The sequence below is a fragment of the Oceaniglobus sp. K40-3 genome (genome assembly GCF_055808395.1).
The window spans coordinates 2489288-2515335 of sequence record NZ_CM147868.1 but is presented as its reverse complement, the minus strand read 5'-3'; the positions used below and the strand labels follow the sequence as shown (position 1 = coordinate 2515335).

Sequence of the window (26048 nt, the reverse complement as noted above, 5' to 3'; positions counted from 1 at the left end):
CACATGATCAGCATCCATACTGCTCTTTCCTTTTATTGCGCGACCTTTTACCCCTTGGCGGCCCCGGCAGAATGGGCGGGATGATCAAAAACCTTTACGCCCCGTACCATTCAGGGTGGAAAGCCGCCAAAGGGGGCGTCATGCGCACGGTGATTTTCGATCTTGACGGCACGCTGGCCGACACGGGGCAGGATATGCTGGCGGCGGCCAATGCCTGTTTTCGCGGCCTTGGCCATGGGGATGTCTTGCAGGTGGAAACCGACCGGGGCGTCGGGGTGCGCGGTGGGCGGGCGATGTTGGAACTGGGGTTTTCGCGCCTTGGTATTCCGGTGGATGAGGCGCGGTTTCGCTCGCTTTATCCGGTTCTGTTGGGCCACTACGCCGAGAATATCCATGTGCATACGCGGTTTTATCCGGGCGTAGTGGACGCGATACAGCGGTTGCGCGACAACGGATATGCCGTGGGTATCTGCACCAACAAACCCGAGGCGCTGGCCGAAACCCTGATGCAACGCATGGGCGCGCGTGACTGGTTTGGCGCGCTGATTGGCGCCGATACCCTGCCCACGCGCAAACCCGACCCGGCACCATTGGCCGAGGCTGTGCGCCGCTGTGGCGGCGATCTGGCGCGCGCGGTTTTGGTGGGCGACACCGACACCGACCGAAAGACGGCGCGCAATGCCGGGGTGCCTTCGGTGCTGGTGACGTTCGGGCCGGGGGATGATGACGTGCGTGATCTGCACCCCGAGGCATTGTTGCACCATTTCGATGATCTTGACGGGGTTGTCGCGGCCTTGATCGGTTGAGACAGGAGGCGCAGTTGGACGAGGTTTTCACCGGTAGTTTCACCCAGCAGGAACCGATCTGCCAAGCGGGAATCGAAGCCGCGCTGCGGGTTTTGGGGCATGGGCGGTTGCATCGTTACAATGTTGCACCGGGCGAGGAGGGCGAAACCGCACTGTTGGAACAGGAGTTTGCGGCGCAGACCGGGGCGCGATATTGCCTTGCCGTGTCCTCGGGGGGCTATGCCATGGCCACGGCTCTGCGCGCCCTGGGGGTGGGGCCAGGGGACAAGGTTTTGTCCAACGCCTTTACGCTGGCGCCGGTGCCGGGGGCGATTGCCAGCCTTGGGGCGGTGCCGGTTTTTGTGGGCGTGACCGCGTCACTGACCATCGATCTGGCGGATCTGGCCGAAAAGATCGCCAGCAGCGGTGCAAGGGTGTTGTTGCTGTCGCATATGCGCGGGCACATTTGCGACATGGAGGCGTTGATGGCCCTGTGTGACGGAACAGGGGTGCGGGTGGTTGAGGATTGCGCCCACACCATGGGGGCAGGGTGGAACGGCACGCCGACGGGGCGGTTCGGGGCCGTGGGGTGTTTTTCCACCCAGACCTATAAACACGCGAATTCCGGCGAAGGCGGGCTGTTGATTTCCGACGATCCCGATCTGATGGCGCAGGCGATTCTGCTGTCGGGGGCGTATATGCTCTATGATCGGCACAAGGCCGCGCCCCCGCCCGAGGCGTTCGAGGCGGTGAAATACGACACGCCCAATATTTCGGGCCGTATGGACAATCTGCGCGCGGCTATCCTGCGCCCGCAACTGGCAAGGCTGGAGGAACGCGCCGTGGCATGGAACGCCCGGTATCGCCGGGTCGAACAGGGGCTGCGCGCCACCCCGGGGCTGACCCTGATTGAACGGGCCGGGGCGGAATCTTTTGTGGGGTCATCGTTTCAGATGCTTTTGCGCGACTGGCCGACCGACAGGATCGAACGGGTGGTTGCGCGCTGTCAGGCGCGGGGGTCGAGCTGAAATGGTTTGGCGCGCCCGAACCGGCGGGGTTTACCTCGACCTATGGCCATTGGCGCTATGTTGACGCGCCCGCAATGCCCGCAACCGACCGGGTTCTGGCGGGCCTTCTGGATATGCGCCTGCCGCTGACGTTTTCGCTGGCTGATTGTGATCTGATCGCGCGAATTCTGCGCGCCGAAATTGGCGCGGCGTTCCAGGCCCCGCATTAATCTTGCGCCTGATTTGCAGTTCCGGCCCGGCTCGGATAGATCGGGCGCAGCAATCCGGGGAAAGTCATGATTACACTTCACCACTGCCATCAGACCCGCTCCATGCGGGTTCTGTGGTTGCTGAACGAACTGGACGTTGAGTTCAATCTGCGTGTCCACCCGTTTGACCGTTCGCTTCGGTCAGAAGAATTTCTCACCCGTTCGCCTGCGGGGCGGGTGCCGGCCCTGGAAATCGACGGCGATGTCCTGTGGGAAAGCGGCGCCATCTGCGAGGTTCTGTGCGAGAGGTTCTCGGAGCGTGGCCTTGGGCGGGTGCCCGGCGAAATTGATCGGCCTGACTATCTTGTCTGGCTGCATTTTGCCGAAACCATCAGCCAGCACAGCGCCGCCCTGACGCAACAGCATATCGCGCTGTTTGATGATGCCATGCGGTCGCCCATCGTGATGAAGCTTGAGGCCGCGCGCCTTGGAAAATGTTACGCGGCGATCGAGGGCCGTCTGTCCACGCCGGTTGAAAACCGCGACTATCTGCTGACCAGCGGGTTTTCGGCGGCAGACATCTGTGTGGGGCAGGCGGTGTATATGGCGCGCCATTTTGCCACGCTGGATGATTTTCCCGCCGTTTCCGAATGGTACGACAGAATCACCGAGCGCCCGGCCTTTCAGAGCGCGCTGCCCCCCGAGGGCGCCGAACTGCTCTATGACAAGCCGTTTTATGCGCCCTGGCCCCTCTGAGATTGGCATTGTGCGGCGCCTGCGCCGGTTGACCCGGCCCAAGGGCGGGCTTAGACAGACGACAGCCAATGTTTCGCCGGGCCGCGTCCGGCACCAAGGAGCAGCACAGTGGACGAATACCTTCGCGAATACCTGCCGATCATGATCTTTCTGGCGATGGCCATCGGCCTTGGCCTGGTTCTGATTCTGACGGCCACCATCATTGCGGTGCGCAACCCCGACCCCGAAAAGGTGTCGGCCTATGAATGCGGGTTCAACGCCTTTGACGACGCGCGGATGAAATTCGACGTGCGCTTTTATCTGGTGGCGATCCTGTTCATCATCTTTGACCTTGAAATCGCCTTTCTGTTTCCCTGGGCCGTGGCGTTCAGGGATGTGGGCGATGTCGGGTTCTGGTCGATGATCGTGTTTCTGGGCGTGCTGACCGTGGGCTTTGCCTATGAGTGGAAGAAGGGGGCGCTGGAATGGCAATGACCGGAACCAATACCGCCGGTGTGGATCGCGAAGTCACGGTTCAGGATCTGAACCGCGATTTGCAGGACAAGGGGTTTCTTGTCACCTCGACCGAAGACATCGTGAACTGGGCGCGCACCGGTTCGCTCCACTGGATGACCTTCGGTCTGGCCTGCTGTGCCGTGGAAATGATGCACACCTCGATGCCGCGCTATGATGCCGAACGATTCGGCGTCGCGCCCCGTGCATCTCCGCGCCAGTCGGATGTGATGATCGTGGCCGGAACCCTGACCAACAAGATGGCACCGGCCCTGCGCAAGGTATACGACCAGATGCCCGAGCCGCGCTATGTGATCTCGATGGGGTCATGTGCCAACGGCGGCGGTTATTATCACTACAGCTATTCCGTGGTGCGCGGCTGCGACCGGATCGTTCCGGTTGATATCTATGTGCCCGGCTGCCCCCCGACCGCCGAGGCGCTGCTGTATGGCATCCTTCAGTTGCAACGCAAGATCCGCCGCACCGGCACCATCGTAAGGTAGGCCCCATGTCCGACACCCTGAACGAACTCGGCGCCCATATCGAAGCGAAACGCCCCGATTGCGTGCTGTCTTTTGCCGTCACCCATGGCGAACTGACCATGGAGGTCGCGCCATCCGCCCTGGTGTCTTTTGTCGAGTTCCTGAAAACGGACCGGACCTGCCGGTTTTCCACGCTGGTCGATATCACCGCAGTTGACTATCCGGCCCGCCCGGCGCGTTTTGACGTGGTGTACCATTTTCTGTCGATGTATCAGAACCACCGCATCCGCCTGCGGGTGGCCGCCCGTGACGACGAAATGCTGCCCTCGATCATTGGCGTGCATCCCTCGGCCAACTGGTTCGAACGCGAGGTGTTCGATATGTTCGGCATCCTGTTCACCGGCCACCCCGATTTGCGCCGGATCCTGACCGATTACGGCTTTCGCGGCTTTCCCCTGCGCAAGGATTTTCCGACCACGGGCTATACCGAGGTGCGCTATGACGAGGCCCAGAAACGCGTGGTTTACGAACCCGTCAATCTGGTTCAGGAATACCGTCAGTTCGATTTCATGAGCCCCTGGGAAGGTGCCGAATACATCCTTCCCGGCGACGACAAGGCCGGGGGCGGCGCCAAGTGATCGGCGCTGTCGGCCACCATTGCGGGGGCTAGGGCCATGGCCACGCCGGTTGTGATGTTCTGTGTCGGAGCAACGAAATCAGGCACGTCCTGGCTGTTCGAGGCGTTGAGCGAACACCCGGAATGCCATTTTCGCACCGTCAAGGAATTGCATTATTTCGATGGGTTGGAAAAGGGCAAACTTGCCGAACAACACGCCCGGATGACCGGCTGGCGCGATGGGCTGGCCGAAAAGCTGGCCGCCAAATCCTGGCTTCGCCGCCGTGATCTGGCCCGCCGGGTGAAAGACCGCGATGATTGGCTGGCGGTGCTGGGGCAGGGCGGTGAAAATACCGACGCCTATTTTGCCTATCTGAACGCCGGGCGCAAAAAGGCAAAGGTGGTGGGCGATATCACGCCTGCCTATGCCTTGCTGCCGGTTGAACGGCTGCGCGCCATGGCAACACTGAGTGACGATGTGCGGTTCGTCTATATCATGCGCGACCCGGTGGCGCGGCTCTGGTCCCATGTGCGGATGATCGCGACGCGGCGCGGGGGCGACGGAACGGTTGACCCGAACCGCGCAAGGAATATCCTCAACCGCACGATCAGCGGCGGCGAGGATGAAATCGCAACCCGCGGCGATTATGCCGCTGCACTGGCCCGGCTTGACGCGGCGGTGGCACCGCAAAAACGGCTGGCGCTGTTTTACGAGGACGTGTTCGGCGGCGACGGGATGGCGCAACTCTGTGCGTTTCTGGGCATTGCGCCGCGGCCGGGCGAACAAACGCGACGGGTTCACGCAGGCACGGTGCTGGACATGCCCGACCCGTTGCGCGACAAGGCACGGGAATGGCTGGTGCCGCAATACGAAGATGTGGCCCGTCGGATGGGCCGTCTGCCCGAGGCGTGGCAGGCAAACATGATGAGGGTCTGAAATGGACGGACAATTCGACGACGCGCTGACAGGCGAACAGAAAATCCGCAACTTCAACATCAACTTCGGGCCGCAACACCCCGCGGCCCATGGTGTGCTGCGTCTGGTGCTGGAACTGAACGGCGAAATCGTGGAGCGTTGCGACCCGCATATCGGCCTGCTGCACCGTGGCACCGAAAAGCTGATGGAATCGCGCACCTATCTGCAAAACCTGCCCTATTTCGACCGGCTGGATTACGTCGCACCGATGAATCAGGAACATGCCTGGTGTCTGGCCATCGAAAAACTCACCGGCACGCCGGTGCCGCGCCGCGCCTCGCTGATCCGGGTTCTTTATTCCGAAATCGGTCGTGTTCTCAATCACTTGCTGAATGTCACCACACAGGCGATGGACGTTGGCGCGCTCACCCCGCCGCTCTGGGGCTTTGAAGAACGCGAGAAACTGATGGTGTTTTACGAACGGGCTTGCGGTGCGCGCCTGCACGCGGCCTATTTCCGCCCGGGCGGTGTGCACCAGGATCTGCCCCCCGCCCTGATCGAAGACATCGATCAATGGGCCAGGGAATTTCCCCCGGTGCTGGATGACATCGACGGGTTGCTCACCGAAAACCGCATCTTCAAACAACGCAACGCCGATATCGGTGTGATCACCGAACAAGAGGTGCTTGACTGGGGCTTTTCCGGCGTGATGGTGCGCGGCTCTGGCATGGCCTGGGATCTGCGGCGCGCTCAGCCCTACGAATGTTATGACGAATTCGAATTCGGCATTCCCGTTGGCAAGAATGGCGATTGTTTCGACCGCTATCTGGTGCGGATGCAGGAAATGCGCGAATCTGTCAAAATCATCCATCAGGCCTGTGAAAAACTGCGCAACGAACCTGGCCCGGTGATGACCCGCGGTAAAATGGCGGCGCCCGCCCGCGCCGACATGAAAACCTCCATGGAAGCGCTGATTCACCATTTCAAGCTTTACACCGAAGGCTTCCACGTTCCGGCGGGCGAAGTGTACGCCGCCGTCGAGGCGCCCAAGGGCGAATTCGGTGTCTATCTCGTGGCTGATGGCACGAACAAACCCTACCGTGCCAAACTACGCGCGCCGGGCTTTCTGCATCTTCAGGCCATGGATCACGTGGCATCGGGCCACCAACTGGCCGATGTGGCCGCGATCATCGGCACCCTGGATGTGGTGTTCGGTGAGATCGACAGGTAACAGCTCCATGCTTTTTACTGATAAAAATACTCCCGCCGGAGGCTCCGGCCTCTGCCACGAACACGAGGGTCGCACGTAAATGCTCCGCCGCCTCCATTCCGAACAGCCCGACAGCTTTGCCTTTACGCCCGCCAATCTGGCATGGGCCAAGGCGCAGATGACCAAATTTCCCGAAGGCCGCCAGGCCAGCGCCGTGATCCCGATCCTGTGGCGCGCCCAGGAACAGGACGGCTGGCTGACCCGCGCCGCCATAGAAGAGGTCGGGCGCATGCTCGATATGGCCTATATCCGGGTGCTTGAGGTCGCGACCTTTTATTTCATGTTCCAGCTTCAGCCGGTTGGGTCTGTCGCCCATATCCAGATCTGCGGCACGACATCCTGCATGATCTGCGGCGCCGAGGATCTGGTGTCGGTCTGCCGCGAAAAAATCGCCAAATCGCCCCATCACCTGAGCGCGGATGGCAAGTTTTCGTGGGAAGAGGTCGAATGTCTCGGCGCTTGCGCCAATGCGCCCATGGCCCAGATCGGCAAGGATTATTACGAGGATCTGACCGCAGACAAACTGCGTGCGCTGCTTGATGATCTGGCGGCGGGCAAGGTGCCGGTGCCGGGGCCGCAGAACGGGCGCTATGCCGCGGAACCGGCCAGCGGACTGACCAGCCTGACCGATCACTACGAGGGCCGCGCGCAATATAACGCGAGTGTCGGACTGGCCAGCGATCTGGGCGATACGATCAAACGGATTGACGGCAGCGAAGTGCCGTTGATCACCCCCTGGGCGCGGGCCCGCAACGAAGGCGCGGCACAGGACAGCGCCCGCGACGATCTGATGCCGCCCTCTGCCAACACCGACAAGCCGACGCCGGGGCCGAAACCCGCCAAAACGCAGCCCGCCGATGATACCGGCGTGACCAAGCATGAGGCCAAAGAAACCAGAGCCGCGCGCCCGGACCCGAGCGGGGATGCGCCCGATGATGGCCATAGCGCGGCCGAAGCGCTGCCGGCCGAGGATGGCCCCTCGGCAGAAAGCCGCGCCGCCGCCGATATCGCGCCCGAAGATGCCGTGCGCCCCGAGGCGCTGAAGGCCGCGCGCGATGGCAAGGCCGATGATCTCAAGATGATCAAGGGTGTCGGACCCAAGCTTGAGGAATTGCTGCATTCTCTGGGCTTTTTCCACTTTGATCAGGTCGGTGGCTGGTCTCCGGCTGAAATCGCCTGGGTCGATCAGAACCTTGACGGATTCCGGGGCCGGGTGATCCGTGATGATTGGGTTGCACAGGCGCGCATTCTGGCCGCAGGTGGCCAGACCGAATTTTCGAAACGCGCCAAGTATTGATTTGAAAACGCCTCTTGCATAAGGGAAACCCCAGATGAGCGACCGCCGCGAAACCGATCTAGCTCTGGCGCGCCAACAGCGCGCCGCCGCGATCGCGATTGCCGGGGCGATGGTGATCTGGATGATTTTGCAGTATGTCGGGGCGCAGGGGCTGATCTCTACCCGGGGGATGTTTTTTTCGATTTCGCCGCGATGGCCGTTATGGTCTGGGCGCTGGTGGTGACATTCAGGGTCTGGCGCAAACGGCGCAACGACACGACCCGTTGAAGTAAGGTAAACGACATGCTGAAAGATCAGGACCGGATTTTCACCAACATCTATGGGATGCACGACCGTTCTTTGGCGGGCGCCAAGGCGCGTGGCCATTGGGATGGCACCGGCGATATCATCAAGAAGGGCCGTGACTGGATCATTGACCAGATGAAGGCCAGCGGGTTGCGGGGCAGGGGCGGTGCGGGGTTTCCCACCGGTCTGAAATGGTCGTTCATGCCCAAGGAAAGCGATGGGCGCCCGGCCTATCTGGTGGTCAACGCGGACGAATCCGAACCGGGCACCTGCAAGGACCGCGAGATCATGCGCCATGATCCGCATACCCTGATCGAAGGCTGCCTGATCGCGTCTTTCGCGATGAATTCAAATGCCTGCTATATCTATATCCGGGGCGAATATATCCGCGAGCGCGAGGCGCTTCAGGCGGCGATCGACGCGGCCTATGACGATGGGTTGCTGGGCAAGAATGCCGCCGGGTCGGGCTGGGATTTCGATCTCTACCTGTCCCACGGGGCCGGGGCCTATATCTGTGGCGAAGAAACCGCGCTGTTGGAAAGCCTTGAAGGCAAAAAGGGCATGCCGCGCATGAAGCCGCCGTTCCCGGCGGGGGCCGGCCTTTACGGCTGCCCCACCACGGTGAACAATGTCGAATCCATTGCCGTGGTGCCGACGATCCTGCGCCGTGGGCCGGAATGGTTTGCCGGGTTTGGCCGCCCCAACAATGCGGGCACGAAACTGTTTGCGATCTCGGGCCATGTGAACAACCCCTGCGTCGTCGAAGAGGCCATGTCGATCAGTTTCGAAGAACTGATCGAGCGGCATTGCGGCGGTATTCGCGGTGGGTGGGACAACCTCAAAGCGGTGATTCCGGGGGGATCATCGGTGCCGATGCTGCCCGGCAAGATCATGAAGGACGAGGCGATCATGGATTTCGACTGGCTGCGCGAGCAGAAGTCGGGCCTTGGCACTGCTGCCGTGATCGTGATGGATCAGAACACCGACATCATCAAGGCGATCTGGCGGTTATCGGCGTTCTATAAACACGAAAGCTGTGGCCAGTGCACGCCCTGCCGCGAAGGCACCGGGTGGATGATGCGGGTGATGGACCGTCTGGTAAAAGGCGATGCCGAACCCGAAGAAATCGACATGCTGCTGGATGTGACGAAACAGGTTGAGGGCCACACGATCTGTGCCCTTGGCGATGCCGCCGCCTGGCCGATTCAGGGGCTGATCCGGCATTTCCGCGATGAAATCGAAGACCGGATCAAACACAAGCGCACAGGGCGTTCCAGCGCGGTTGCCGCTGAATAGTGAAGCCGCACAAAGGGTTGTGGCGGATGGCGCTTCGCGGATATGTCTTGGACGTGCAACGGCAGGGAAAGGCCCCCGGATGACAGTATCTTTTGGACGTCTTGCCGTGCTTGGCGTGGTTCTGGTTTCGGTTTTGGCGGGCTGTGGCATCCGGCAACGGTTGGGGTTTGCCACAGCAACGGCCGAGATCGTTTTGCCGTACAAGGCAAAGCTGACCAAGGACGGCGATGATCCACGCCGCTTTTCCGTTCGCGCCGAGGCGGATGGCGCCAGCATAGATGACGTACGCGAAAGCGTGCGCCACCCGGCCACGGGATATTGCCTGCTTAACTTTGGCGGCTCTGACATCAATTGGGATACGGACGCCGATGGTGAATGGCAGGCGCTGCGCGGCGAAAAGGGCGGGCTGACGTTCTCGGGCATCTGCACCGACAGATGAGGCAGCCTTCGGGCCATCACATTGCGGAATTCAACATCGGAATCCTGTCGCACGACTGGGATGATCCCCGGGTGGCTGATTTCGTCAACGGGCTGGATCTGGTGAACGGGGTTGCGGCACGCAGCCCCGGTTTTGTCTGGCGGCTGGGCGATGACGCCATGGAATCGGCCCAGAACGATGCCGAAGGAGTGCTGGGCGGCAATCCACGCACAGCCAGCACATTGTCGGTCTGGCGCGATGTGGCCAGCCTGGAACATTTTGTCTGGAACACGGTTCACAAGCGGTTTTATGAGCGGCGCCGCGAATGGTACGATATGGGCGCGGCCCTGCGTCTGGTGATGTGGTGGGTGCCCGAGGGCCACCGCCCCACGATCCCCGAGGCCAAGGCGCGATTCGATTTGCTGGATCAGCAGGGGCCGTCTGAGCGGGCCTTTGGCTGGGCTTGGCTGAAACACGAAGGCTGACGTCGGGTTACCTCACCTTTGCGTTCGAATCGCGCGTGGGACTTGCAAAATCACCCCCTGACGGCCAATTTCATGCAACCGCACCGCAAGGCGCGGCGTTTTCGGAGTGTGCGGACACCTGAAACCCGAGACCGGAGCTTTGACATGACGAGAGTTTTAACAAGTATCGCGCTTTGCGCGGGCCTTTTGCTGGGCGCGCCGGCGCAGGCGCTGACGCCGCTGCATCAGGAAAAGACGGTGCGCGCGATGTTTTATGCCGTCGGGCTGGCCGATGAGGTGCGCAAACACTGCCCGACGATTTCGCCCCGAATGGTGCGCGCCTTTCTGTATCTGAAATCCATCGAAACCTATGCGCGCAAGGCCGGGTATTCCGACGATCAGATTCGCGACCTGACCGAGAACAAGGCCGAAAAGGAAAAACTGCGGGTGCAGATCAGGGCCGATCTGGCCAAACGGGGGGCTGTGCCGGGCCAACCGGATGGATACTGCAAGGTTGGGCTGGAAGAGATTGCCGCCAATTCGGCCTCGGGGCGGCTTTTGTCGGCCAACTGACGGCAAATGGTGCGATTTTTGCGGGGCGTGCTGCCGCAGGGGGGAAACGGCGTTGCGAATTCCGGCGAAGTGTTCCAAGACAGGGGAACTTCGCCCTCTGTTCGTTTCGTGGGCGGGCAGTGTTTTCCGGGCCGTCCCTCGGCCCGTGCAAGGGAAGGACATCAGCCATGGGCACCCTGCGCAAGATCATCATTGACGGAGCCGAGGTCGAGGTCGACCAGGCCATGACCCTTATTCAGGCCTGCGAAGTGGCGGGCATTGAAATTCCCCGGTTCTGTTATCACGAACGCCTGTCGATCGCGGGCAACTGCCGGATGTGCCTTGTCGAGGTTGTGGGCGGCCCGCCCAAACCTGCCGCGTCCTGCGCCATGCAGGTGCGCGATCTGCGCCCCGGTCCCGAAGGTGCGCCGCCCGAGGTGAAAACCAACAGCCCCATGGTCAAGAAGGCCCGCGAGGGGGTTATGGAATTCCTGTTGATCAACCACCCGCTGGATTGCCCGATCTGCGATCAGGGGGGCGAATGCGACCTTCAGGATCAGGCCATGGCCTATGGCGTTGATTTTTCGCGGTATCGTGAACCCAAGCGCGCCAACGCCGATATGGATCTGGGGCCGCTGGTTGGCACGGCGATGACGCGCTGTATTTCCTGCACGCGCTGTGTTCGATTTATCACCGAAGTGGCGGGCATGCCGGAAATGGGCCAGACGGGCCGCGGCGAAGATGCCGAGATTACATCCTATCTCGGGCAGACGCTCGAATCTGAATTGCAGGGCAATATCATTGATCTCTGCCCGGTTGGGGCGCTGACCTCCAAACCCTATGCCTTTACAGCCCGTCCATGGGAGCTGTCCAAGACGGAAACCATCGATGTGATGGATGCGCTGGGGTCCAATATCCGGGTTGATACAAAGGGGCGCGAAGTGATGCGCCTTTTGCCGCGCAACCATGATGGCATCAACGAAGAATGGCTGTCCGACAAATCGCGCTTTGTCTGGGATGGCCTGCGCCGTCAGCGGCTTGACCGGCCCTATGTGCGTGTGGATGGCAAACTGAAACCCGCCACCTGGCCCGAGGCTCTGGCCGCTGCGGCATCTGCCATGAAGGGCGCAAAGGTTGCCGGGATCGTCGGTGATCTGGCCCCGGTCGAGGCGGTCTTTGCCCTCAAGGGAATCGTGAGCGGTCTGGGCGGTGTGATGGAATGCCGCACGGATGGCGCCAAGCTGCCTGCGGGCAACCGTGCAGGCTATGCCGGGACGGCCAGAATCGAAGACATCGACAATGCCAAACACATCCAATTGATCGGCACCAATCCCCGCGCCGAGGCGCCGGTGCTGAACGCGCGGATTCGCAAGGCGTGGCTGCGCGGTGCCAATGTGGGGCTGGTGGGTGAACCTGTCGATCTGACCTATGAATATGCCCATGTGGGTAAAGGGCCGGGTGATCTGCGCAAGCTGCTGGATCATGATTTCGGCGCGGTTCTGGACGAACCGTCGCTGGTGATCGTGGGGCAGGGCGCCTTGTGCCGCGAAGATGGCGCCGCCATTCTGGCGGATGCCATGGCGCTGGCTGAAAAGTCAAAATCCGGTCTGCTGATTCTGCACACCGCCGCCGGGCGGGTCGGGGCCATGGATGTGGGCGCTGTTTGCGAGGGGGAATCACCGCCGCGCTGGACGGGGCCGATGTGGTGTATAACCTTGGCGCCGATGAGGGCGACATTCCCGCAGGCCCCTTTGTGATCTATCAGGGCAGCCATGGCGACCGGGGCGCGCACCGGGCCGATGTGATTCTGCCGGGCGCCGCCTGGACCGAGGAACAGGCCCTGTTCGTGAACACCGAAGGCCGCCCGCAATTGGCCATGCGCGCCGGATTCGCGCCGGGCGAGGCCAAGGAAAACTGGGCGATCCTGCGCGCCTTGTCTGGCGAGTTGGGTGCGACGTTGCCCTATGATTCCCTTGGGGCATTGCGCAAGGCGTTGGTCAAAGAGGTGCCGCATCTTGGGAACATCGACGCGGTTCCCGTCAATGAGTGGCACGCCGAAGACACGGGCAATCTGACAGATGCGCCTTTTGTCCATGCAGTGCGGGAACACTATCTGACCAATCCGGTGGCCCGGGCCAGCGCCCTGATGGGGGAACTGGCCGCCAATGCCAAGGCGCGGGGCACGTCGCGGATGGCGGCGGAGTAAGAGATTGCGCGCCCGGATCGCCACGCTTTTGGCCGCCACAACCCTGGCGGCCTGTCAGCCCAGCAACCCGACGGTCGATCAATTGGGTCTCGTGCCCGATTACCTCGGGGTGCAGACGCGGCTTTTGGATGGCGATCTGGTGAACTTTCTGGTTGAGGCGCGCGGTGCCTTGCAAACCCACGACGTTGAGCGTTATGCCGAATGTGCTGCGGCGCAGTATGCGCTGATCCGTGGCTATGGTTTTGCGCGGCACGTGCGCACGAATGTGGACGAAGAGGGTGGCATTTGGCGCGGCGATGCTGTTTACACCATCTCGCCAGCCCTGCCCCGGGGGTGCGCACCATCGACGCCGAAGTCGTGGTGGCACGCTGCCGGGAAAGCGGAATACCAACGGTTTGAGAAGGCCCAAGTTTTCAGATGGACACGGTGACAAACAATGACTGAATTCTTTTCCACCGGACTTGGCATTGCCCTGCTTGTTGCGGTTCAGTGCCTTTTGGTCATCGCGTTTGTCATGATCTCGCTGCTGTTTCTCGTTTATGGGGATCGCAAGATCTGGGCCGCTGTGCAGATGCGCCGGGGGCCGAACGTGGTGGGTGTGTTCGGCATCCTGCAATCGGTGGCGGATGCGCTGAAATACGTGGTCAAGGAAATCGTGATTCCCGCCGGCGCTGATCGCACGGTGTTCATGATGGCACCGATGACCAGCTTTGTTCTGGCCATGGTGGCATGGGCGGTTATCCCCTTTGCCGATGGCTGGGTTCTGGCCGACATCAACGTCGCCATTCTCTATGTCTTTGCGATATCCTCGCTTGAGGTGTACGGCGTGATCATGGGGGGCTGGGCGTCCAACTCGAAATATGCGTTTCTCGGGTCGCTGCGGTCCGCCGCACAGATGATCTCTTACGAGGTCAGCATCGGGTTGATCATCATCGGCGTGATCATTTCCACCGGTTCGCTGAACTTTGGCGATATCGTGCGCGCGCAGGATGGCAATTTCGGGCTGTTCAACTGGTACTGGTTGCCGCATTTCCCGATGGTGTTCCTGTTCTTCATCTCGGCGCTGGCCGAAACCAACCGCCCGCCGTTCGATCTGCCGGAGGCTGAATCCGAATTGGTCGCCGGGTATCAGGTTGAATATTCGTCGACGCCGTTCCTGTTGTTCATGGCCGGAGAATACATCGCCATCTTCCTGATGTGCGCCCTGACCACGCTGCTGTTCTTTGGCGGTTGGCTGTCCCCGATCCCGGGCCTGCCCGATGGCGCGCTGTGGATGGTTGGCAAGATGGCAATCTTCTTTTTCCTCTTCGCCATGGTCAAGGCCATCGTGCCGCGTTACCGCTATGACCAGTTGATGCGATTGGGGTGGAAAGTTTTCCTGCCGTTCTCGCTGTTCTGGGTCGTGTTGGTTTCGTTTTTTGCCCACTTTGAAATGTTCGGCGGCGCCTATGCCCGCTGGGCGGTTGGAGGCTGATCCCCATGGCAAATATAGACTATGCCCGCGCAGGCCGTTATTTCCTGCTGTTTGACATCTTCATCGGGTTCAAGCTGGGGTTCAAATATTTCTTCGCCCCCAAGGCGACGATCAATTACCCCCATGAAAAAGGCCCTCTGTCGCCGCGGTTTCGCGGGGAACACGCGCTGCGCCGCTATCCGAACGGCGAAGAACGCTGCATCGCCTGTAAATTATGCGAGGCGATCTGCCCCGCACAGGCGATCACCATCGACGCCGAGCCGCGCGATGACGGCAGCCGCCGCACCACGCGCTATGACATCGACATGACGAAATGCATCTATTGCGGGTTCTGCCAGGAGGCCTGCCCGGTGGATGCCATCGTCGAAGGGCCGAACTTTGAATTTTCGGCCGAAACACGCGAAGAGCTTTACTATGACAAGACCAAGCTGCTGGACAACGGAGAGCGTTGGGAAGCCGAGATTGCGCGCAACCTCGAAATCGACGCGCCGTACCGGTAACGCATTGCACACGGTCCGCCAGAGGCCGACGGAAAAAGGGAACTGAACGATGGGTGTTGCGGCTTTCGCATTCTATCTTTTCTCGATCACGCTGATCATAGCGGGGCTGTTCACCGTGATCAGCCGCAACCCGGTGCATTCGGTGCTCTGGCTGATTTTGGCGTTCCTGTCGTCGGCGGGGTTGTTTGTGCTGCTGGGGGCCGAATTTGTCGCCATGCTGCTGATTATCGTCTATGTGGGCGCGGTGGCGGTTCTGTTCCTCTTTGTCGTCATGATGCTGGATGTTGACTTTGCCGAGCTGAAGGCAGAAATGACCAAATACATGCCGTTGGCCCTGCTGATCGGCGTCGTGATTCTGATGCAGCTGGGCATGGCCTTTGGCGTCTGGCAGGCCAGCGATCAGGCTGACAGCCTGCGCGCGGCTGTGGTGGCCGATTACGGCAATACCGAAAACACCGCCATCCTGGGGCAGTTGATCTATGACGATTACCTGCTGCAATTCCAGCTTGCCGGCCTGATCCTGTTGGTGGCCATGATCGGCGCGATCGTGCTGACCCTGCGCCATCGCCCTGACGTGAAACGCCAGAACGTCATCGCCCAGATGATGCGCGATCCGGCGGTGGCAATGGAAATCAAGGATGTGAAGCCGGGGCAGGGGTTGTGATGCCTGCCCAAGCCGAAGGAGAAAGCGATGTCGCGCAATACTATCGTGGTTCTGGTGGTCGTGCTGATCATCCTGTTCGGCGGCTATTCGTTCATGGGCTGACGGCCCGCAAGACTGACCTGACTCGGGGAACCACCCAATGATCGGAATCGAACATTACCTCACCGTTGCCGCCGCGCTGTTCGTGATTGGCATCTTCGGGCTGTTCCTGAACCGCAAGAACGTGATCATCATTTTGATGAGCATCGAATTGATCCTGCTCGCGGTGAACATCAACTTTGTCGCCTTTTCGTCCTTTCTGGGCGATCTGGTCGGACAGGTGTTCACGCTCTTCGTTCTTACGGTTGCCGCCGCCGAAGCGGCAATCGGGCTGGCGATCCTCGTGTGTTTCTTCCGCAATCGCGGAACCATCGACGTTGAAGACGTCAACGTGATGAAAGGCTGAACCGTTGGAAACGATCATTCTCTTTGCCCCGCTGGTGGGCGCGCTGATCTGCGGCTTTGGCTGGAAGTTCATCGGTGAAAAGCCCGCACAATGGACGGCCACGGGCCTGTTGTTTCTGGCCGCGTTCCTGTCGTGGATCGTGTTCTTTTCGTTTGACGGGGTGACACAGCAGATTCCGATCATGCGCTGGATCGAAAGCGGCTCGCTGGCCACGGAATGGGCGATCCGCCTTGACCGTCTGACCGCGATCATGCTGATCGTCGTCACCACGGTATCGAGCCTGGTTCACCTCTATTCCTTCGGTTACATGGCGCATGACGCGAACTTCCGCGACGATGAATCCTATCGCCCCCGGTTCTTTGCCTATCTGTCGTTCTTTACCTTTGCCATGCTGATGCTGGTGACGGCCGACAACCTCGTGCAGATGTTTTTCGGCTGGGAGGGCGTGGGCGTCGCCTCGTACCTGTTGATCGGGTTCTATTACCGCAAGCCAAGCGCGAACGCCGCCGCGATCAAGGCATTCGTCGTCAACCGGGTGGGCGATTTCGGCTTTGCCCTCGGGATTTTCGCGATCTTCTTCCTCGTGGATTCCATCAACTTTACCGATGTCTTTGCCGCCGCACCGCACCTGGCGGACACCAAGCTGCATTTCCTTTGGGCCGATTGGACGGCGGTTGAGGTGATCTGCCTGCTGTTGTTCATCGGCGCCATGGGCAAATCGGCGCAATTGTTCCTGCACACCTGGCTGCCCGACGCCATGGAAGGCCCGACCCCCGTGTCGGCGCTGATCCACGCGGCCACCATGGTGACGGCAGGCGTGTTCCTTGTCTGCCGCATGTCGCCGCTGATGGAATTTGCGCCCCATACGAAAACATTCATCACCCTGATCGGGGCCAGTACCGCGTTTTTTGCGGCCACGGTCGCTTTGGTGCAGAACGACATCAAACGTGTGATCGCCTATTCCACCTGTTCGCAGCTTGGTTATATGTTCGTCGCCGCCGGGGTGGGCGTTTACTCGGTGGCCATGTTCCACCTGCTCACCCATGCGTTTTTCAAGGCGATGCTGTTCCTTGGGGCCGGGTCTGTGATCAACGGCATGCACCACGAACAGGACATGCGAAATTACGGCGGGTTGCGTAAGAAACTGCCCTTTACGTTCTGGGCGATGATGATCGGTACGCTGGCGATCACCGGTTTCGGGATTCCATTGACCCATATCGGATTTGCCGGCTTCCTGTCCAAGGACGCGGTGATCGAATCCTCATGGGGTGCGGTCGGCGGGGCCAGCACTTATGCTTTCTGGATGCTCGTCATCGCGGCCCTGTTCACCAGTTTCTATAGCTGGCGCCTGATATTCATGACGTTCTATGGCAAGGCCCGCGGTGAAAAGCACACCCACGACCATGCCCACGAAAGCCCGAACACAATGTTGGTGCCGCTTGGTGTACTGGCGCTCGGGGCGATTCTTTCGGGGATGCTGTGGTACAACCCGTTCTTTGGCGATCACGCCAAAATGGAAAGCTTCTTTGGCATCAGCCAGGGCGAGGTGCACGCTACGACCGCCGGGGCACACGGCGAAGAGGGCGCGCAAGCAACCGATGAGCACGCCGCCGCCGCCGCCGCGCCCGGGCAGGGGGCCATATACATGGGCGCCGACAACCACGTCCTGGAAGAGGCGCATAATTCCCCCGCCTGGGTCAAGGTCAGCCCCTTCATCGCCATGGTGATCGGCTTTGCCTTGGCATGGCTCTTTTACATCAAAAACCCCAGCCTGCCGACACGTCTGGCAGAAACGCAGCCACAGCTTTACCGCTTCCTGCTGAACAAATGGTACTTTGATGAAATCTATGACGCGATCATCATCCGTCCCTACAAGGCCCTGGCCCGGTTCCTGTGGACGCGGGGCGACGGCACCGTGATTGATGGCGGGATCAACGGTCTGGCCATGGGGATCATCCCGTTTTTCACCAGGCTCGCGGGCCGTGCCCAATCGGGCTATCTGTTTCACTACGCCTTCGCCATGGTGCTGGGCATTGCATTGTTCGTCACCTGGATGACGCTCGGCGGAGGGGCCGAATAATGGACAACCTTCTTTCCATCGTCACCTTTCTGCCGGCCCTTGGTGCGCTGATCCTTGCGCTGTTCCTGCGCGGCGATGATGAGGCGGCGCAGCGCAACGCGAAATATCTGGCGCTGATTGCCACATCGGCGTCGTTCCTGCTGTCGATCTTCATCCTTACCGGGTTCGATCCTTCCGATACCGGTTTTCAGTTCGTCGAAGACCGGGATTGGCTGCTCGGCCTGAAATATAAAATGGGCGTGGACGGCATTTCGGTGTTGTTCGTCATGCTCACCACGTTCCTGATGCCTCTCACCATTCTGGCCTGCTGGGATGTCAAGGTCCGGGTCAAGGAATATATGATCGCCTTTCTGTTGCTGGAAACGCTGATGCTTGGCGTCTTCTGTGCGCTGGATATGATATTGTTCTATCTGTTCTTCGAGGGCGGCCTGATCCCGATGTTTCTGATCATCGGGATCTGGGGCGGGGCGAACCGTGTTTATGCGTCGTTCAAATTCTTTCTCTACACCTTCTTTGGCTCGGTCCTGATGCTGGTGGCGATTGTGGCGATGTATGTGTCCGCCGGCACCTCTGATATTCCGACGCTGCTGACCCATAATTTCGCCTCTGATGATTTCAGCGTGCTGGGCGTCCATATTGTTGGCGGGATGCAAACGCTGATGTGGTTCGCCTTTTTCGCGTCGTTTGCGGTGAAAATGCCCATGTGGCCGGTTCATACCTGGCTGCCCGATGCCCACGTTCAGGCGCCCACCGCCGGGTCTGTGGTTCTGGCTGCGATCCTGCTGAAAATGGGCGGTTACGGCTTTTTGCGGTTCAGTCTGCCGATGTTTCCCGTCGCCTCCGAGATATGGGGCCCGCTGGTGCTGTGGCTCAGTGCGATCGCCATTGTCTATACGTCGCTCGTTGCCTTTGCGCAGTCGGACATGAAAAAACTGATCGCCTATTCCTCGGTCGCGCATATGGGGTATGTCACGGCGGGGGTTTTCAGTGCCAATCAACAGGGGCTGGACGGCGCGATCTTTCAGATGATCAGTCACGGCTTTGTGTCGGGGGCGCTGTTCCTCTGTGTCGGCGTGATCTATGATCGGATGCACACCCGCGAGATCGACGCCTATGGCGGTCTGGTAAACCGGATGCCCGCCTATGCGATGATTTTCCTGTTTTTCACCATGGCCAATATCGGCCTGCCCGGCACCAGCGGTTTCGTTGGCGAATTCCTGACGCTTATGGGGTTGTTCCAGGTGAACACCTGGGTTGCCTTTGTGGCCACGTCGGGGGTGATCGTGTCGGCGGCCTATGGGCTGTGGCTCTATCGCCGGGTCGTCCTTGGCGATCTGATCAAGGAATCCCTGAAATCCATTACCGACATGACGCGCCGCGAGCTGGATAATCTTTGCGCCACTGGTCGTCATGACCATCCTGCTCGGGGTGTACCCCAGCCTTGTCACCGATATCACCGGCCCTTCGGTTGCGGCGCTTCTGGGCAGCTATGACACGGCGGTTGTCGAACATGCCGCCCAAAGCCAGATCGCGCAGAACTAGGATCACAAGAGATGATTGCAAACGATATCTTTCAGGTTTTGCCCGAACTGGCGCTTGCCGTATTTGCCATGCTTGCGCTTTTGGGCGGGGCTTATTTCGGCAAGGATGCGGCTCGCCCGGCCCATATTGTGGCTGACGGTCGCGATGATGGTGCTGTTGGCGTTTATTGTCGCCTCCGGGTCGGCAAGCACCGCGCCGGCGTTCAAGGGAAGTTTCACCAACGATGGATTTGCCCGCTTTGCCAAGGTGATGATCCTGTTCTCCGCGGCCTCTGTCCTGTTGATGAGCGAGGGCTATATGGCCCGACGCAATTTGCTGCGGTTTGAATTTCCGATTCTGATCTGTCTGTCGGTTATCGGCATGATGGTCATGGTCAGCGCCGGTGATCTGATCACCCTCTACATGGGGTTGGAGCTTCAGTCGCTTGCGCTTTACGTTGTTGCCTCGCTGCGCCGCGACAGTGTGAAATCCACCGAGGCGGGCCTGAAATATTTCGTGCTCGGCGCGCTCAGTTCCGGTCTTCTGCTCTATGGCTGTTCGCTGACCTATGGCTTTGCCGGGACCACGCTGTTTTCCGGGATCATTACCGCCGTCGGTACCGAACATGCACCGCTGGGGCTGTTGTTCGGTCTGGTCTTCATCATTGCCGGTCTGGCGTTCAAGGTATCTGCTGTTCCGTTTCACATGTGGACACCCGATGTTTACGAGGGGTCGCCCACCCCGGTTACCGCTTATTTTGCCACCGCGCCCAAAGTGGCGGCTATCGTGCTGTTTGCGCGGGTGATGCACGATGCGTTTGGCGGTGTTGTCGGGGACTGGCAACAGATCATCGTGGTTCTGTCGATACTGTCGATGTTGCTTGGGGCCGTCGGGGCCATCGGGCAGACCAACTTCAAGCGGCTGATGGCCTATTCGTCGATTTCGCACATGGGCTATGCATTGATCGGGTTGGCGGCGGGCACGGCGTTGGGCGTGCAGTCCATGCTGGTCTATATGGCGATCTATGTGACGATGAACGTCGGCACCTTTGCCTTTATCATGACCATGGAGAAAGACGGCCAGCCGGTCACCGATATTTACGCCCTGAACCAATATGCCAAACGCGAGCCGCTGCGCGCGCTCGCGGTGCTGGTGCTGATGTTCAGCCTTGCGGGCGTGCCGCCGATGCTGGGCTTTTTCGCCAAGCTGAACGTCTGGCAGGCGGGTGTTGATGCCAACCTGTTCTGGTTGGTGGCAATATCGGCTGTGGCCTCGGCGATTGGCGCCTTTTATTACCTTCGGATCGTGTTTCTGATGTATTTCGGAAAAGACGGTGATGGGTTGGATCAGGGCGGTTCGCCTGTTCTGTGGGGTTTTCTCATGGTGTCGGCGCTGGCGATGGTTCTTGGTGTGATCAATCTTTTTGGCATCGACAGCGCAGCGGCCGCGGCGGCGGCAACTCTTGTCAACTGATCCCACGGGGCCAACGGGGCCATCCCCCTGGCCTGATGGGTATGACCGGATCATTCTCGACGAGGTAGACAGCACCAACGCCGAGGCCGCGCGCATGGCCCCGGAGCTGGCACGGCCCACCTGGATCATGGCACATCGCCAGACCGGGGCGCGGGGACGGCGGGGCCGAACGTGGAGCATGCCGCCCGGTAATTTTGCCGCGACATTGGCGATGCGTCCCGGAGGCGTGGCCGGATGGGCCGCGCTTCGGTCGTTTCTGGCGGCCAACGCCCTGTTTGAAACACTGGCACTTTATGTCGATCGCACGCGTCTGGCCAACAAATGGCCCAACGACGTGTTGCTGGACAACGGCAAGATCGCGGGCATCCTTCTGGAAAGTGCCGGAAGCGGCGGGCAGGTTGAATGGTTGTCCATCGGGATTGGCGTCAACCTTGCCACGGCGCCCGTCGTGCGCGATGCGGGGTTTTCGCCGGTCAGTCTGGCCGAACAGGGTGGCGCCAGTGTAACGCCCGAGGCATTTCTGAACGATCTCGCCGGATGTTATGCCACCGAAGAAGCGATCCTTGAACAGATGGGGTTTGCCTCGATTCGCGAAAACTGGCTTCGTCATGCCGCACGGTTGGGCGAAACCATCACCGCCCGCACCACGACCGAAGAAATCAGCGGCCGCTTTGAAACCATCGACGAGGCAGGGCAGTTGGTTCTGGATACCCCGGCAGGGCGCCGGATCATTCCCGCTGCCGATGTCTTTTTCTGAAAGGGGTTTCGCCCATGCTTTTGGCCATTGATTGCGGCAATACCAACACCGTGTTTTCCATATGGGACGGCGAAAAATTCATCGCCACCTGGCGGACGGCGACGGAATGGCAGCGCACGGCGGATCAATATTATGTCTGGCTGTCCACCCTGATGAGCCTGCACAAGCTGGACGTGGCCATCACCGAGGTGATCGTTTCGTCCACGGTGCCGCGCGTGGTGTTCAACCTGCGCGTTCTGTCTGATCGGTATTTCAGCTGTCGCCCCCTTGTGGTGGGCAAACCCGACTGCCTGCTGCCCATTGAGGTGCGCGTCGATCAGGGCACCGCTGTGGGGCCGGACCGGTTGGTGAACACGGTGGCGGGGCATGATCTTTATGGTGGCGACCTGATCGTCGTCGATTTCGGCACGGCGACCACGTTTGATGTGGTGGCTGGTGATGGCGCCTATGTTGGCGGCGTGATCGCGCCGGGGGTGAACCTCAGCCTTGAGGCGCTGCACAATGCGGCGGCGGCGCTGCCCCATGTGGATATTTCCAAACCGCAATCCGTGGTGGGCACCAATACGGTGGCCTGCATGCAGTCTGGCGTGTTCTGGGGCTATATCGGGCTGGTGCGCGAAGTCTGCACCCGCATCAAGGCCGAACGGGACCGCCCGATGAAAATCATATCAACCGGCGGGCTGGCGCCGTTATTCCAGCAGTCCGAAGCATTATTCGATGATTTCTCGGATAACCTTACAATGCACGGTTTGACCGTGATCCATCGCTATAACAAGGAAAACAAAAGCGTATGAATACTGAACGATTGATTTACCTTCCCCTCGGCGGCGCCGGGGAAATTGGTATGAACTGTTACGTTTACGGCTATGGCCCCGAGGGCGCCGAGCGTTACATCATTGTCGATCTGGGCGTTACATTCCCGGATATGGATGGCAGCCCCGGCGTGGATCTGATTTTTGCCGATATCGCCTGGATCGCGGAACGGCGTGACCGGCTGGATGCGATTTTCATCACCCACGCCCACGAAGATCACGTGGGCGCTGTCGGCCATCTGTGGTCGCGGCTGCGGGCGCCGGTGTATTGCCGCACGTTCACCGCGTCGCACGCAAAGCGCAAGATGGAAGAACAGGGGCAGAACCCCGACGAGGTCAAAATTGTCTCGGCCTGGCCCGAAATGGTGCAGGCGGGGCCGTTTCGCGTTGGGTTTCTCCCGATCTCGCATTCCATCCCCGAAAGCAGTGCCTTGGTGATCGACACCCCCGAAGGCCGGGTGATTCACACGGGCGATTTCAAGCTCGACAAGACGCCGCTGGTTGGCGAGGCCTATGACCCCGACCTCTGGGCCGATGTGGCCAAGGATGGGGTCAAGGCGCTGATCTGCGATTCCACCAACGTGTTTTCCGGCAAACCGGGCCGTTCCGAGGCGTCGTTGGGCGATAACATCACCAAACTGATCGCCGAACAATCCGGCATGGTTGTTGCCACCACATTTGCCAGCAACGTGGCCCGGGTGCGCACGCTTGCCGTGGCCGGCGAAAAGGCGGGGCGGTCGGTGTGCCTTTTGGGGCGGGCGATGCAGCGGATGATCCGCGCGTCGGTCGAAGCGGGCGTTCTGTCGGATTTCCCCGCCACCGTCAGCGTCGAGGATGCGCGCGAAGTCCCGCGGGAAAGCCTGATGCTGATCGTCACGGGATCGCAGGGCGAACGGCGTGCTGCCAGCGCGCAACTGGCCCGGGGCAAATATCTGGGCATGACCATGGCCGAGGGTGACACGTTTTTGATGTCCTCGAAAATCATTCCGGGCAATGAACGGGGCGTTTATCGGATCATCAATGCCTATTCCGAAATGGGCGTCGATGTGGTGGACGATAACGATGGCATGTACCACGTTTCTGGCCACGCCAACCGCCCCGATCTGTTGGAGATGCAGAACCTTGTAAAGCCGCAGATCGTGGTGCCGATGCACGGCGAACACCGGCATTTGCGCGAACATTGCAAACTGACCGGGCAACAGGGCCGCATGTCGGTTCTGGCGCCCAACGGCACCTGTGTTTCCCTGTCGGGCAATGAACCCAAGGTGGTGGAATACGTGGAAACCGGGCGCACCTATCTGGATGGCTCGGTTCAGATCGGTGCCATGGATGGTGTCGTACGTGACCGGATCTCGCATGGCGCTGAACGGTCATGCCATCGTGACGCTGATCATGGATGAAAATGACGATCCCTTGGGCGATCCCTGGGTTGAGATCATGGGCCTGCCCGAAACGGGCAGCTCCGGCGTGCCGCTGGTCGATGTGCTTGAGGCCGAGCTGGCCCAGGTTCTGGGCCGGACCGCTGACAAGATTCTGATGGATGATGCCAAACTTGACGAGGCCCTGCGCCGGGCCACACGCAACGCCGCGAACACCGAAATCGGGCGCAAACCCGAAGTGACGGTGGTGGTGTCGCGGCTTAGCTGAAAATTTCACGGGCCACGCAACCATCGTGGCCCGCGCACGTTATCCATAGAGAATAACCAAGAGGACAATGACATGATCAAGAAAAGTGGCTCTGCAAAATGGTCAGGCGGGTTGAAGGATGGCAAAGGCCATGTCTCGACGCAATCCGGCGTACTTGACGATCAACCCTATGGCTTCAACACCCGTTTTGAGGGTGAAAAGGGCACCAACCCGGAAGAGCTGATCGGGGCGGCACATGCGGCATGTTACTCTATGGCGCTGAGTCTGATTCTGGGCCATCATGATCTGAAGGCCGATGAAATCGCCACCAAAGCGACCGTCGCCATCGAAGAGGTGGATGGCGGTTTTGCCATCACCAAGATTCATCTCGATGTCACGGCGAGCATTCCCGGCGCCGATGCGGCCAAGTTTAAAGAGGTCACAAACGCCGCTAAGGAAGGGTGCCCGGTGTCAAAGCTGATGAATGCCGAGATCACCATGGATGCCAAGCAAGTCTGACGTTGCCTGATCGCCCGCAGGTGCGGCCCAAGAGGGGCGGCACCTGCCATCATACCCGGCGCTGCAGCCGCTTTTTGTACCAGTTTTGATAGGGATGTTCGGCGTATTTCGTCGCCAACGCCGACAGCGCAATCGCAAGCCCCAACATGACGGCCATGACAAGCGCGCTGGAATAGACGTTAAAGCCAAAGGCGATGCGCACCAGATTTCCGACAACGGAATAGATCAGAATATGGGCGAGATAAAGAATATACGACGATTCCCCCCACAAGATAACGCTGTCAGGCAAGGGTTTGGTTAGCCCCAGCACCCCATAGACGATCATCGCCGCCGGAATACCCGGCATGATCTCGCGCGATACAGGCAGGTTGAGCATATCACCCAGATGCGCCAGCATCAAAAGCGTTCCACCAATCAGAACCGGGATCTGCAACCGCGCCGCGCCGCGCAGGAACACCACGGCGATTATTGCGCCGAACAGGAATTCCAACACGGCGGAATGCAGCGCCAGTAACAGCCATGTCGGTTTTTCACTGACCCCATAAAGGAAAATCTGCGTGGCAATCACCCAGAGCGCCATGGCGGCAAAAAACACCCGTGCGCCGAACCTGAAATAGGTCAGCGCAAACAGCCAATAAAACAGCAGTTCAATGGATAAGGTCCAGGCAATCGTGATGACCTGATCTGGATAGGGCAGAAGGAAATAGGACACGATCAGGCGCGACGTGGACGGAAAAATAAATTCACCCTGCGCCAGACCCAAGGCAACAGCGGCCAGCACATAAAGGGTAAGGATGGCCCAATAGGGCGGCAGGATCCGCCAGAACCGCGCCCGTAAAAACCGCAGCGCGTTCATCCCCACGCGGCCCTGGACGCTGTAATAGATGATAAATCCGCTGATGACGAAAAAGATATCAACGCCCGCTTCACCATGTTTGAACAGGCTGAACGCGCCGGTGGCAAACCCCTGGGCATCGGCGGCAGCCCAGAGATGGAACGCGGCAACCAGGGTTGCCGCCAGACCGCGCAAAAGCTGAATACTGTCGATCCGGGATTTTCTCATGGGGCTGTCATAGCAGAAAAACCATAAACGAACGGTATAGATGCCCCTGAACAAAAAGACCTG

The 26048-nt window shown here is 60.0% G+C and carries 21 protein-coding genes and 7 pseudogenes; 27 read left to right on the top strand and 1 reads right to left on the bottom strand.

The features are described 5' to 3' along the window. Positions 1 to 140: 140 nt before the first annotated feature. From AC0L7P_RS13020 to AC0L7P_RS12890, 27 genes and pseudogenes are all read left to right on the top strand, one after another. Positions 141 to 806: an HAD-IA family hydrolase gene (locus tag AC0L7P_RS13020; RefSeq protein WP_473433133.1), complete on the top strand. Its 666-nt coding sequence runs from the start codon at positions 141 to 143 to the stop codon at positions 804 to 806. Positions 807 to 820: 14 nt separating this feature from the next. Next, a pseudogene (locus AC0L7P_RS13015) lies at positions 821 to 2022 on the top strand (DegT/DnrJ/EryC1/StrS family aminotransferase). A 66-nt stretch (positions 2023 to 2088) separates the two neighbouring features. Next, positions 2089 to 2757, top strand: a complete 669-nt coding sequence (locus tag AC0L7P_RS13010) for a glutathione S-transferase family protein (protein ID WP_473433132.1) — start codon at positions 2089 to 2091, stop codon at positions 2755 to 2757. Between the two features lie 108 nt (positions 2758 to 2865). Next, entirely contained in the window at positions 2866 to 3231 is a 366-nt protein-coding gene (locus AC0L7P_RS13005; protein WP_473433131.1) for an NADH-quinone oxidoreductase subunit A, read from the top strand. Then, positions 3228 to 3752 (top strand): NuoB/complex I 20 kDa subunit family protein, encoded by a 525-nt coding sequence (locus tag AC0L7P_RS13000; protein ID WP_473435455.1) that lies wholly within the window; start codon positions 3228 to 3230, stop codon positions 3750 to 3752. The genes AC0L7P_RS13005 and AC0L7P_RS13000 overlap by 4 nt, the downstream gene beginning before the upstream one ends. 5 nt (positions 3753 to 3757) lie before the next feature. Next, positions 3758 to 4369 carry an NADH-quinone oxidoreductase subunit C gene (locus AC0L7P_RS12995; protein ID WP_473433130.1) on the top strand — a complete coding sequence of 204 codons (612 nt, stop codon included), beginning with the start codon at positions 3758 to 3760 and terminating at the stop codon, positions 4367 to 4369. 36 nt (positions 4370 to 4405) lie between these two features. Beyond that, positions 4406 to 5284, top strand: a complete 879-nt coding sequence (locus AC0L7P_RS12990) for a sulfotransferase (RefSeq protein WP_473433129.1) — start codon at positions 4406 to 4408, stop codon at positions 5282 to 5284. Position 5285: 1 nt separating this feature from the next. Continuing rightward, positions 5286 to 6494 (top strand): NADH-quinone oxidoreductase subunit D, encoded by a 1209-nt coding sequence (locus tag AC0L7P_RS12985; RefSeq protein WP_473433128.1) that lies wholly within the window; start codon positions 5286 to 5288, stop codon positions 6492 to 6494. A gap of 79 nt (positions 6495 to 6573) precedes the next feature. Next, entirely contained in the window at positions 6574 to 7830 is a 1257-nt protein-coding gene (locus AC0L7P_RS12980; protein ID WP_473433127.1) for an NADH-quinone oxidoreductase subunit E, read from the top strand. 34 nt (positions 7831 to 7864) lie between these two features. Next, positions 7865 to 8097: pseudogene (locus AC0L7P_RS12975) on the top strand (DUF5337 family protein). Positions 8098 to 8112: 15 nt separating this feature from the next. Beyond that, complete coding sequence (gene nuoF, locus AC0L7P_RS12970; RefSeq protein ID WP_473433126.1) at positions 8113 to 9411, top strand: NADH-quinone oxidoreductase subunit NuoF; 1299 nt, start codon at positions 8113 to 8115, stop codon at positions 9409 to 9411. Between the two features lie 79 nt (positions 9412 to 9490). Beyond that, positions 9491 to 9850 (top strand): hypothetical protein, encoded by a 360-nt coding sequence (locus AC0L7P_RS12965; protein ID WP_473433125.1) that lies wholly within the window; start codon positions 9491 to 9493, stop codon positions 9848 to 9850. Beyond that, positions 9847 to 10314 carry a DUF3291 domain-containing protein gene (locus tag AC0L7P_RS12960; RefSeq protein ID WP_473433124.1) on the top strand — a complete coding sequence of 156 codons (468 nt, stop codon included), beginning with the start codon at positions 9847 to 9849 and terminating at the stop codon, positions 10312 to 10314. Before AC0L7P_RS12965 ends, AC0L7P_RS12960 begins: the two co-directional genes overlap by 4 nt. 144 nt (positions 10315 to 10458) lie before the next feature. After that, a complete protein-coding gene (locus AC0L7P_RS12955) occupies positions 10459 to 10866 on the top strand; it encodes a DUF5333 domain-containing protein (protein WP_473433123.1) in 408 nt (135 codons plus the stop codon). 167 nt (positions 10867 to 11033) lie between these two features. Further along, a pseudogene (gene nuoG / locus AC0L7P_RS12950) lies at positions 11034 to 13051 on the top strand (NADH-quinone oxidoreductase subunit NuoG). After that, positions 13011 to 13450 (top strand): annotated as a pseudogene (locus AC0L7P_RS12945) (hypothetical protein). The pseudogenes nuoG and AC0L7P_RS12945 overlap by 41 nt, the downstream one beginning before the upstream one ends. A 37-nt stretch (positions 13451 to 13487) precedes the next feature. Then, positions 13488 to 14525, top strand: a complete 1038-nt coding sequence (nuoH, locus tag AC0L7P_RS12940) for an NADH-quinone oxidoreductase subunit NuoH (protein WP_473433122.1) — start codon at positions 13488 to 13490, stop codon at positions 14523 to 14525. 5 nt (positions 14526 to 14530) lie between these two features. Further along, positions 14531 to 15025 (top strand): NADH-quinone oxidoreductase subunit NuoI, encoded by a 495-nt coding sequence (gene nuoI, locus AC0L7P_RS12935; RefSeq protein ID WP_473433121.1) that lies wholly within the window; start codon positions 14531 to 14533, stop codon positions 15023 to 15025. A gap of 49 nt (positions 15026 to 15074) precedes the next feature. Further along, positions 15075 to 15689 (top strand): NADH-quinone oxidoreductase subunit J, encoded by a 615-nt coding sequence (locus tag AC0L7P_RS12930; protein ID WP_473433120.1) that lies wholly within the window; start codon positions 15075 to 15077, stop codon positions 15687 to 15689. A gap of 139 nt (positions 15690 to 15828) precedes the next feature. Next, positions 15829 to 16134: an NADH-quinone oxidoreductase subunit NuoK gene (nuoK, locus tag AC0L7P_RS12925; RefSeq protein ID WP_473433119.1), complete on the top strand. Its 306-nt coding sequence runs from the start codon at positions 15829 to 15831 to the stop codon at positions 16132 to 16134. Between the two features lie 4 nt (positions 16135 to 16138). Continuing rightward, the gene (gene nuoL, locus AC0L7P_RS12920; protein ID WP_473433118.1) at positions 16139 to 18214 is read left to right on the top strand and encodes an NADH-quinone oxidoreductase subunit L; all 2076 of its coding nucleotides are present in this window, start codon (positions 16139 to 16141) and stop codon (positions 18212 to 18214) included. Continuing rightward, positions 18214 to 19756 (top strand): annotated as a pseudogene (locus tag AC0L7P_RS12915) (NADH-quinone oxidoreductase subunit M). Before nuoL ends, AC0L7P_RS12915 begins: the two are co-directional and overlap by 1 nt. Before the next feature lie 11 nt (positions 19757 to 19767). Further along, positions 19768 to 21208: pseudogene (gene nuoN, locus AC0L7P_RS12910) on the top strand (NADH-quinone oxidoreductase subunit NuoN). Next, entirely contained in the window at positions 21198 to 21965 is a 768-nt protein-coding gene (locus AC0L7P_RS12905) for a biotin--[acetyl-CoA-carboxylase] ligase (RefSeq protein ID WP_473433117.1), read from the top strand. The pseudogene nuoN and the gene AC0L7P_RS12905 overlap by 11 nt, the downstream one beginning before the upstream one ends. A 14-nt stretch (positions 21966 to 21979) precedes the next feature. Next, positions 21980 to 22759 carry a type III pantothenate kinase gene (locus AC0L7P_RS12900; RefSeq protein WP_473433116.1) on the top strand — a complete coding sequence of 260 codons (780 nt, stop codon included), beginning with the start codon at positions 21980 to 21982 and terminating at the stop codon, positions 22757 to 22759. Further along, a pseudogene (locus AC0L7P_RS12895) lies at positions 22756 to 24424 on the top strand (ribonuclease J). Before AC0L7P_RS12900 ends, AC0L7P_RS12895 begins: the two are co-directional and overlap by 4 nt. Before the next feature lie 72 nt (positions 24425 to 24496). Further along, entirely contained in the window at positions 24497 to 24922 is a 426-nt protein-coding gene (locus AC0L7P_RS12890) for an OsmC family protein (protein WP_473433115.1), read from the top strand. 49 nt (positions 24923 to 24971) lie between these two features. Here AC0L7P_RS12890 and AC0L7P_RS12885 read toward each other — a convergent pair whose 3' ends face one another. After that, positions 24972 to 25985: an acyltransferase family protein gene (locus AC0L7P_RS12885; protein ID WP_473433114.1), complete on the bottom strand. Its 1014-nt coding sequence runs from the start codon at positions 25983 to 25985 to the stop codon at positions 24972 to 24974. Between the last annotated feature and the right edge of the window lie 63 nt (positions 25986 to 26048).

Coding starts and splice junctions, on each gene's coding strand:
- nuoH (WP_473433122.1), top strand. CDS start 13,488: ATGACTGAATTCTTTTCCACCGGACTTGGCATTGCCCTGCTTGTTGCG.
- AC0L7P_RS12985 (WP_473433128.1), top strand. CDS start 5,286: ATGGACGGACAATTCGACGACGCGCTGACAGGCGAACAGAAAATCCGC.
- AC0L7P_RS13000 (WP_473435455.1), top strand. CDS start 3,228: ATGACCGGAACCAATACCGCCGGTGTGGATCGCGAAGTCACGGTTCAG.
- AC0L7P_RS12885 (WP_473433114.1), bottom strand. CDS start 25,985: ATGAGAAAATCCCGGATCGACAGTATTCAGCTTTTGCGCGGTCTGGCG.
- AC0L7P_RS12955 (WP_473433123.1), top strand. CDS start 10,459: ATGACGAGAGTTTTAACAAGTATCGCGCTTTGCGCGGGCCTTTTGCTG.
- nuoI (WP_473433121.1), top strand. CDS start 14,531: ATGGCAAATATAGACTATGCCCGCGCAGGCCGTTATTTCCTGCTGTTT.
- AC0L7P_RS12900 (WP_473433116.1), top strand. CDS start 21,980: ATGCTTTTGGCCATTGATTGCGGCAATACCAACACCGTGTTTTCCATA.
- AC0L7P_RS12965 (WP_473433125.1), top strand. CDS start 9,491: ATGACAGTATCTTTTGGACGTCTTGCCGTGCTTGGCGTGGTTCTGGTT.
- AC0L7P_RS12890 (WP_473433115.1), top strand. CDS start 24,497: ATGATCAAGAAAAGTGGCTCTGCAAAATGGTCAGGCGGGTTGAAGGAT.
- nuoK (WP_473433119.1), top strand. CDS start 15,829: ATGATCGGAATCGAACATTACCTCACCGTTGCCGCCGCGCTGTTCGTG.
- AC0L7P_RS12960 (WP_473433124.1), top strand. CDS start 9,847: ATGAGGCAGCCTTCGGGCCATCACATTGCGGAATTCAACATCGGAATC.
- AC0L7P_RS12930 (WP_473433120.1), top strand. CDS start 15,075: ATGGGTGTTGCGGCTTTCGCATTCTATCTTTTCTCGATCACGCTGATC.
- AC0L7P_RS12990 (WP_473433129.1), top strand. CDS start 4,406: ATGGCCACGCCGGTTGTGATGTTCTGTGTCGGAGCAACGAAATCAGGC.
- AC0L7P_RS13020 (WP_473433133.1), top strand. CDS start 141: ATGCGCACGGTGATTTTCGATCTTGACGGCACGCTGGCCGACACGGGG.
- AC0L7P_RS12995 (WP_473433130.1), top strand. CDS start 3,758: ATGTCCGACACCCTGAACGAACTCGGCGCCCATATCGAAGCGAAACGC.
- AC0L7P_RS12980 (WP_473433127.1), top strand. CDS start 6,574: ATGCTCCGCCGCCTCCATTCCGAACAGCCCGACAGCTTTGCCTTTACG.
- nuoF (WP_473433126.1), top strand. CDS start 8,113: ATGCTGAAAGATCAGGACCGGATTTTCACCAACATCTATGGGATGCAC.
- AC0L7P_RS13010 (WP_473433132.1), top strand. CDS start 2,089: ATGATTACACTTCACCACTGCCATCAGACCCGCTCCATGCGGGTTCTG.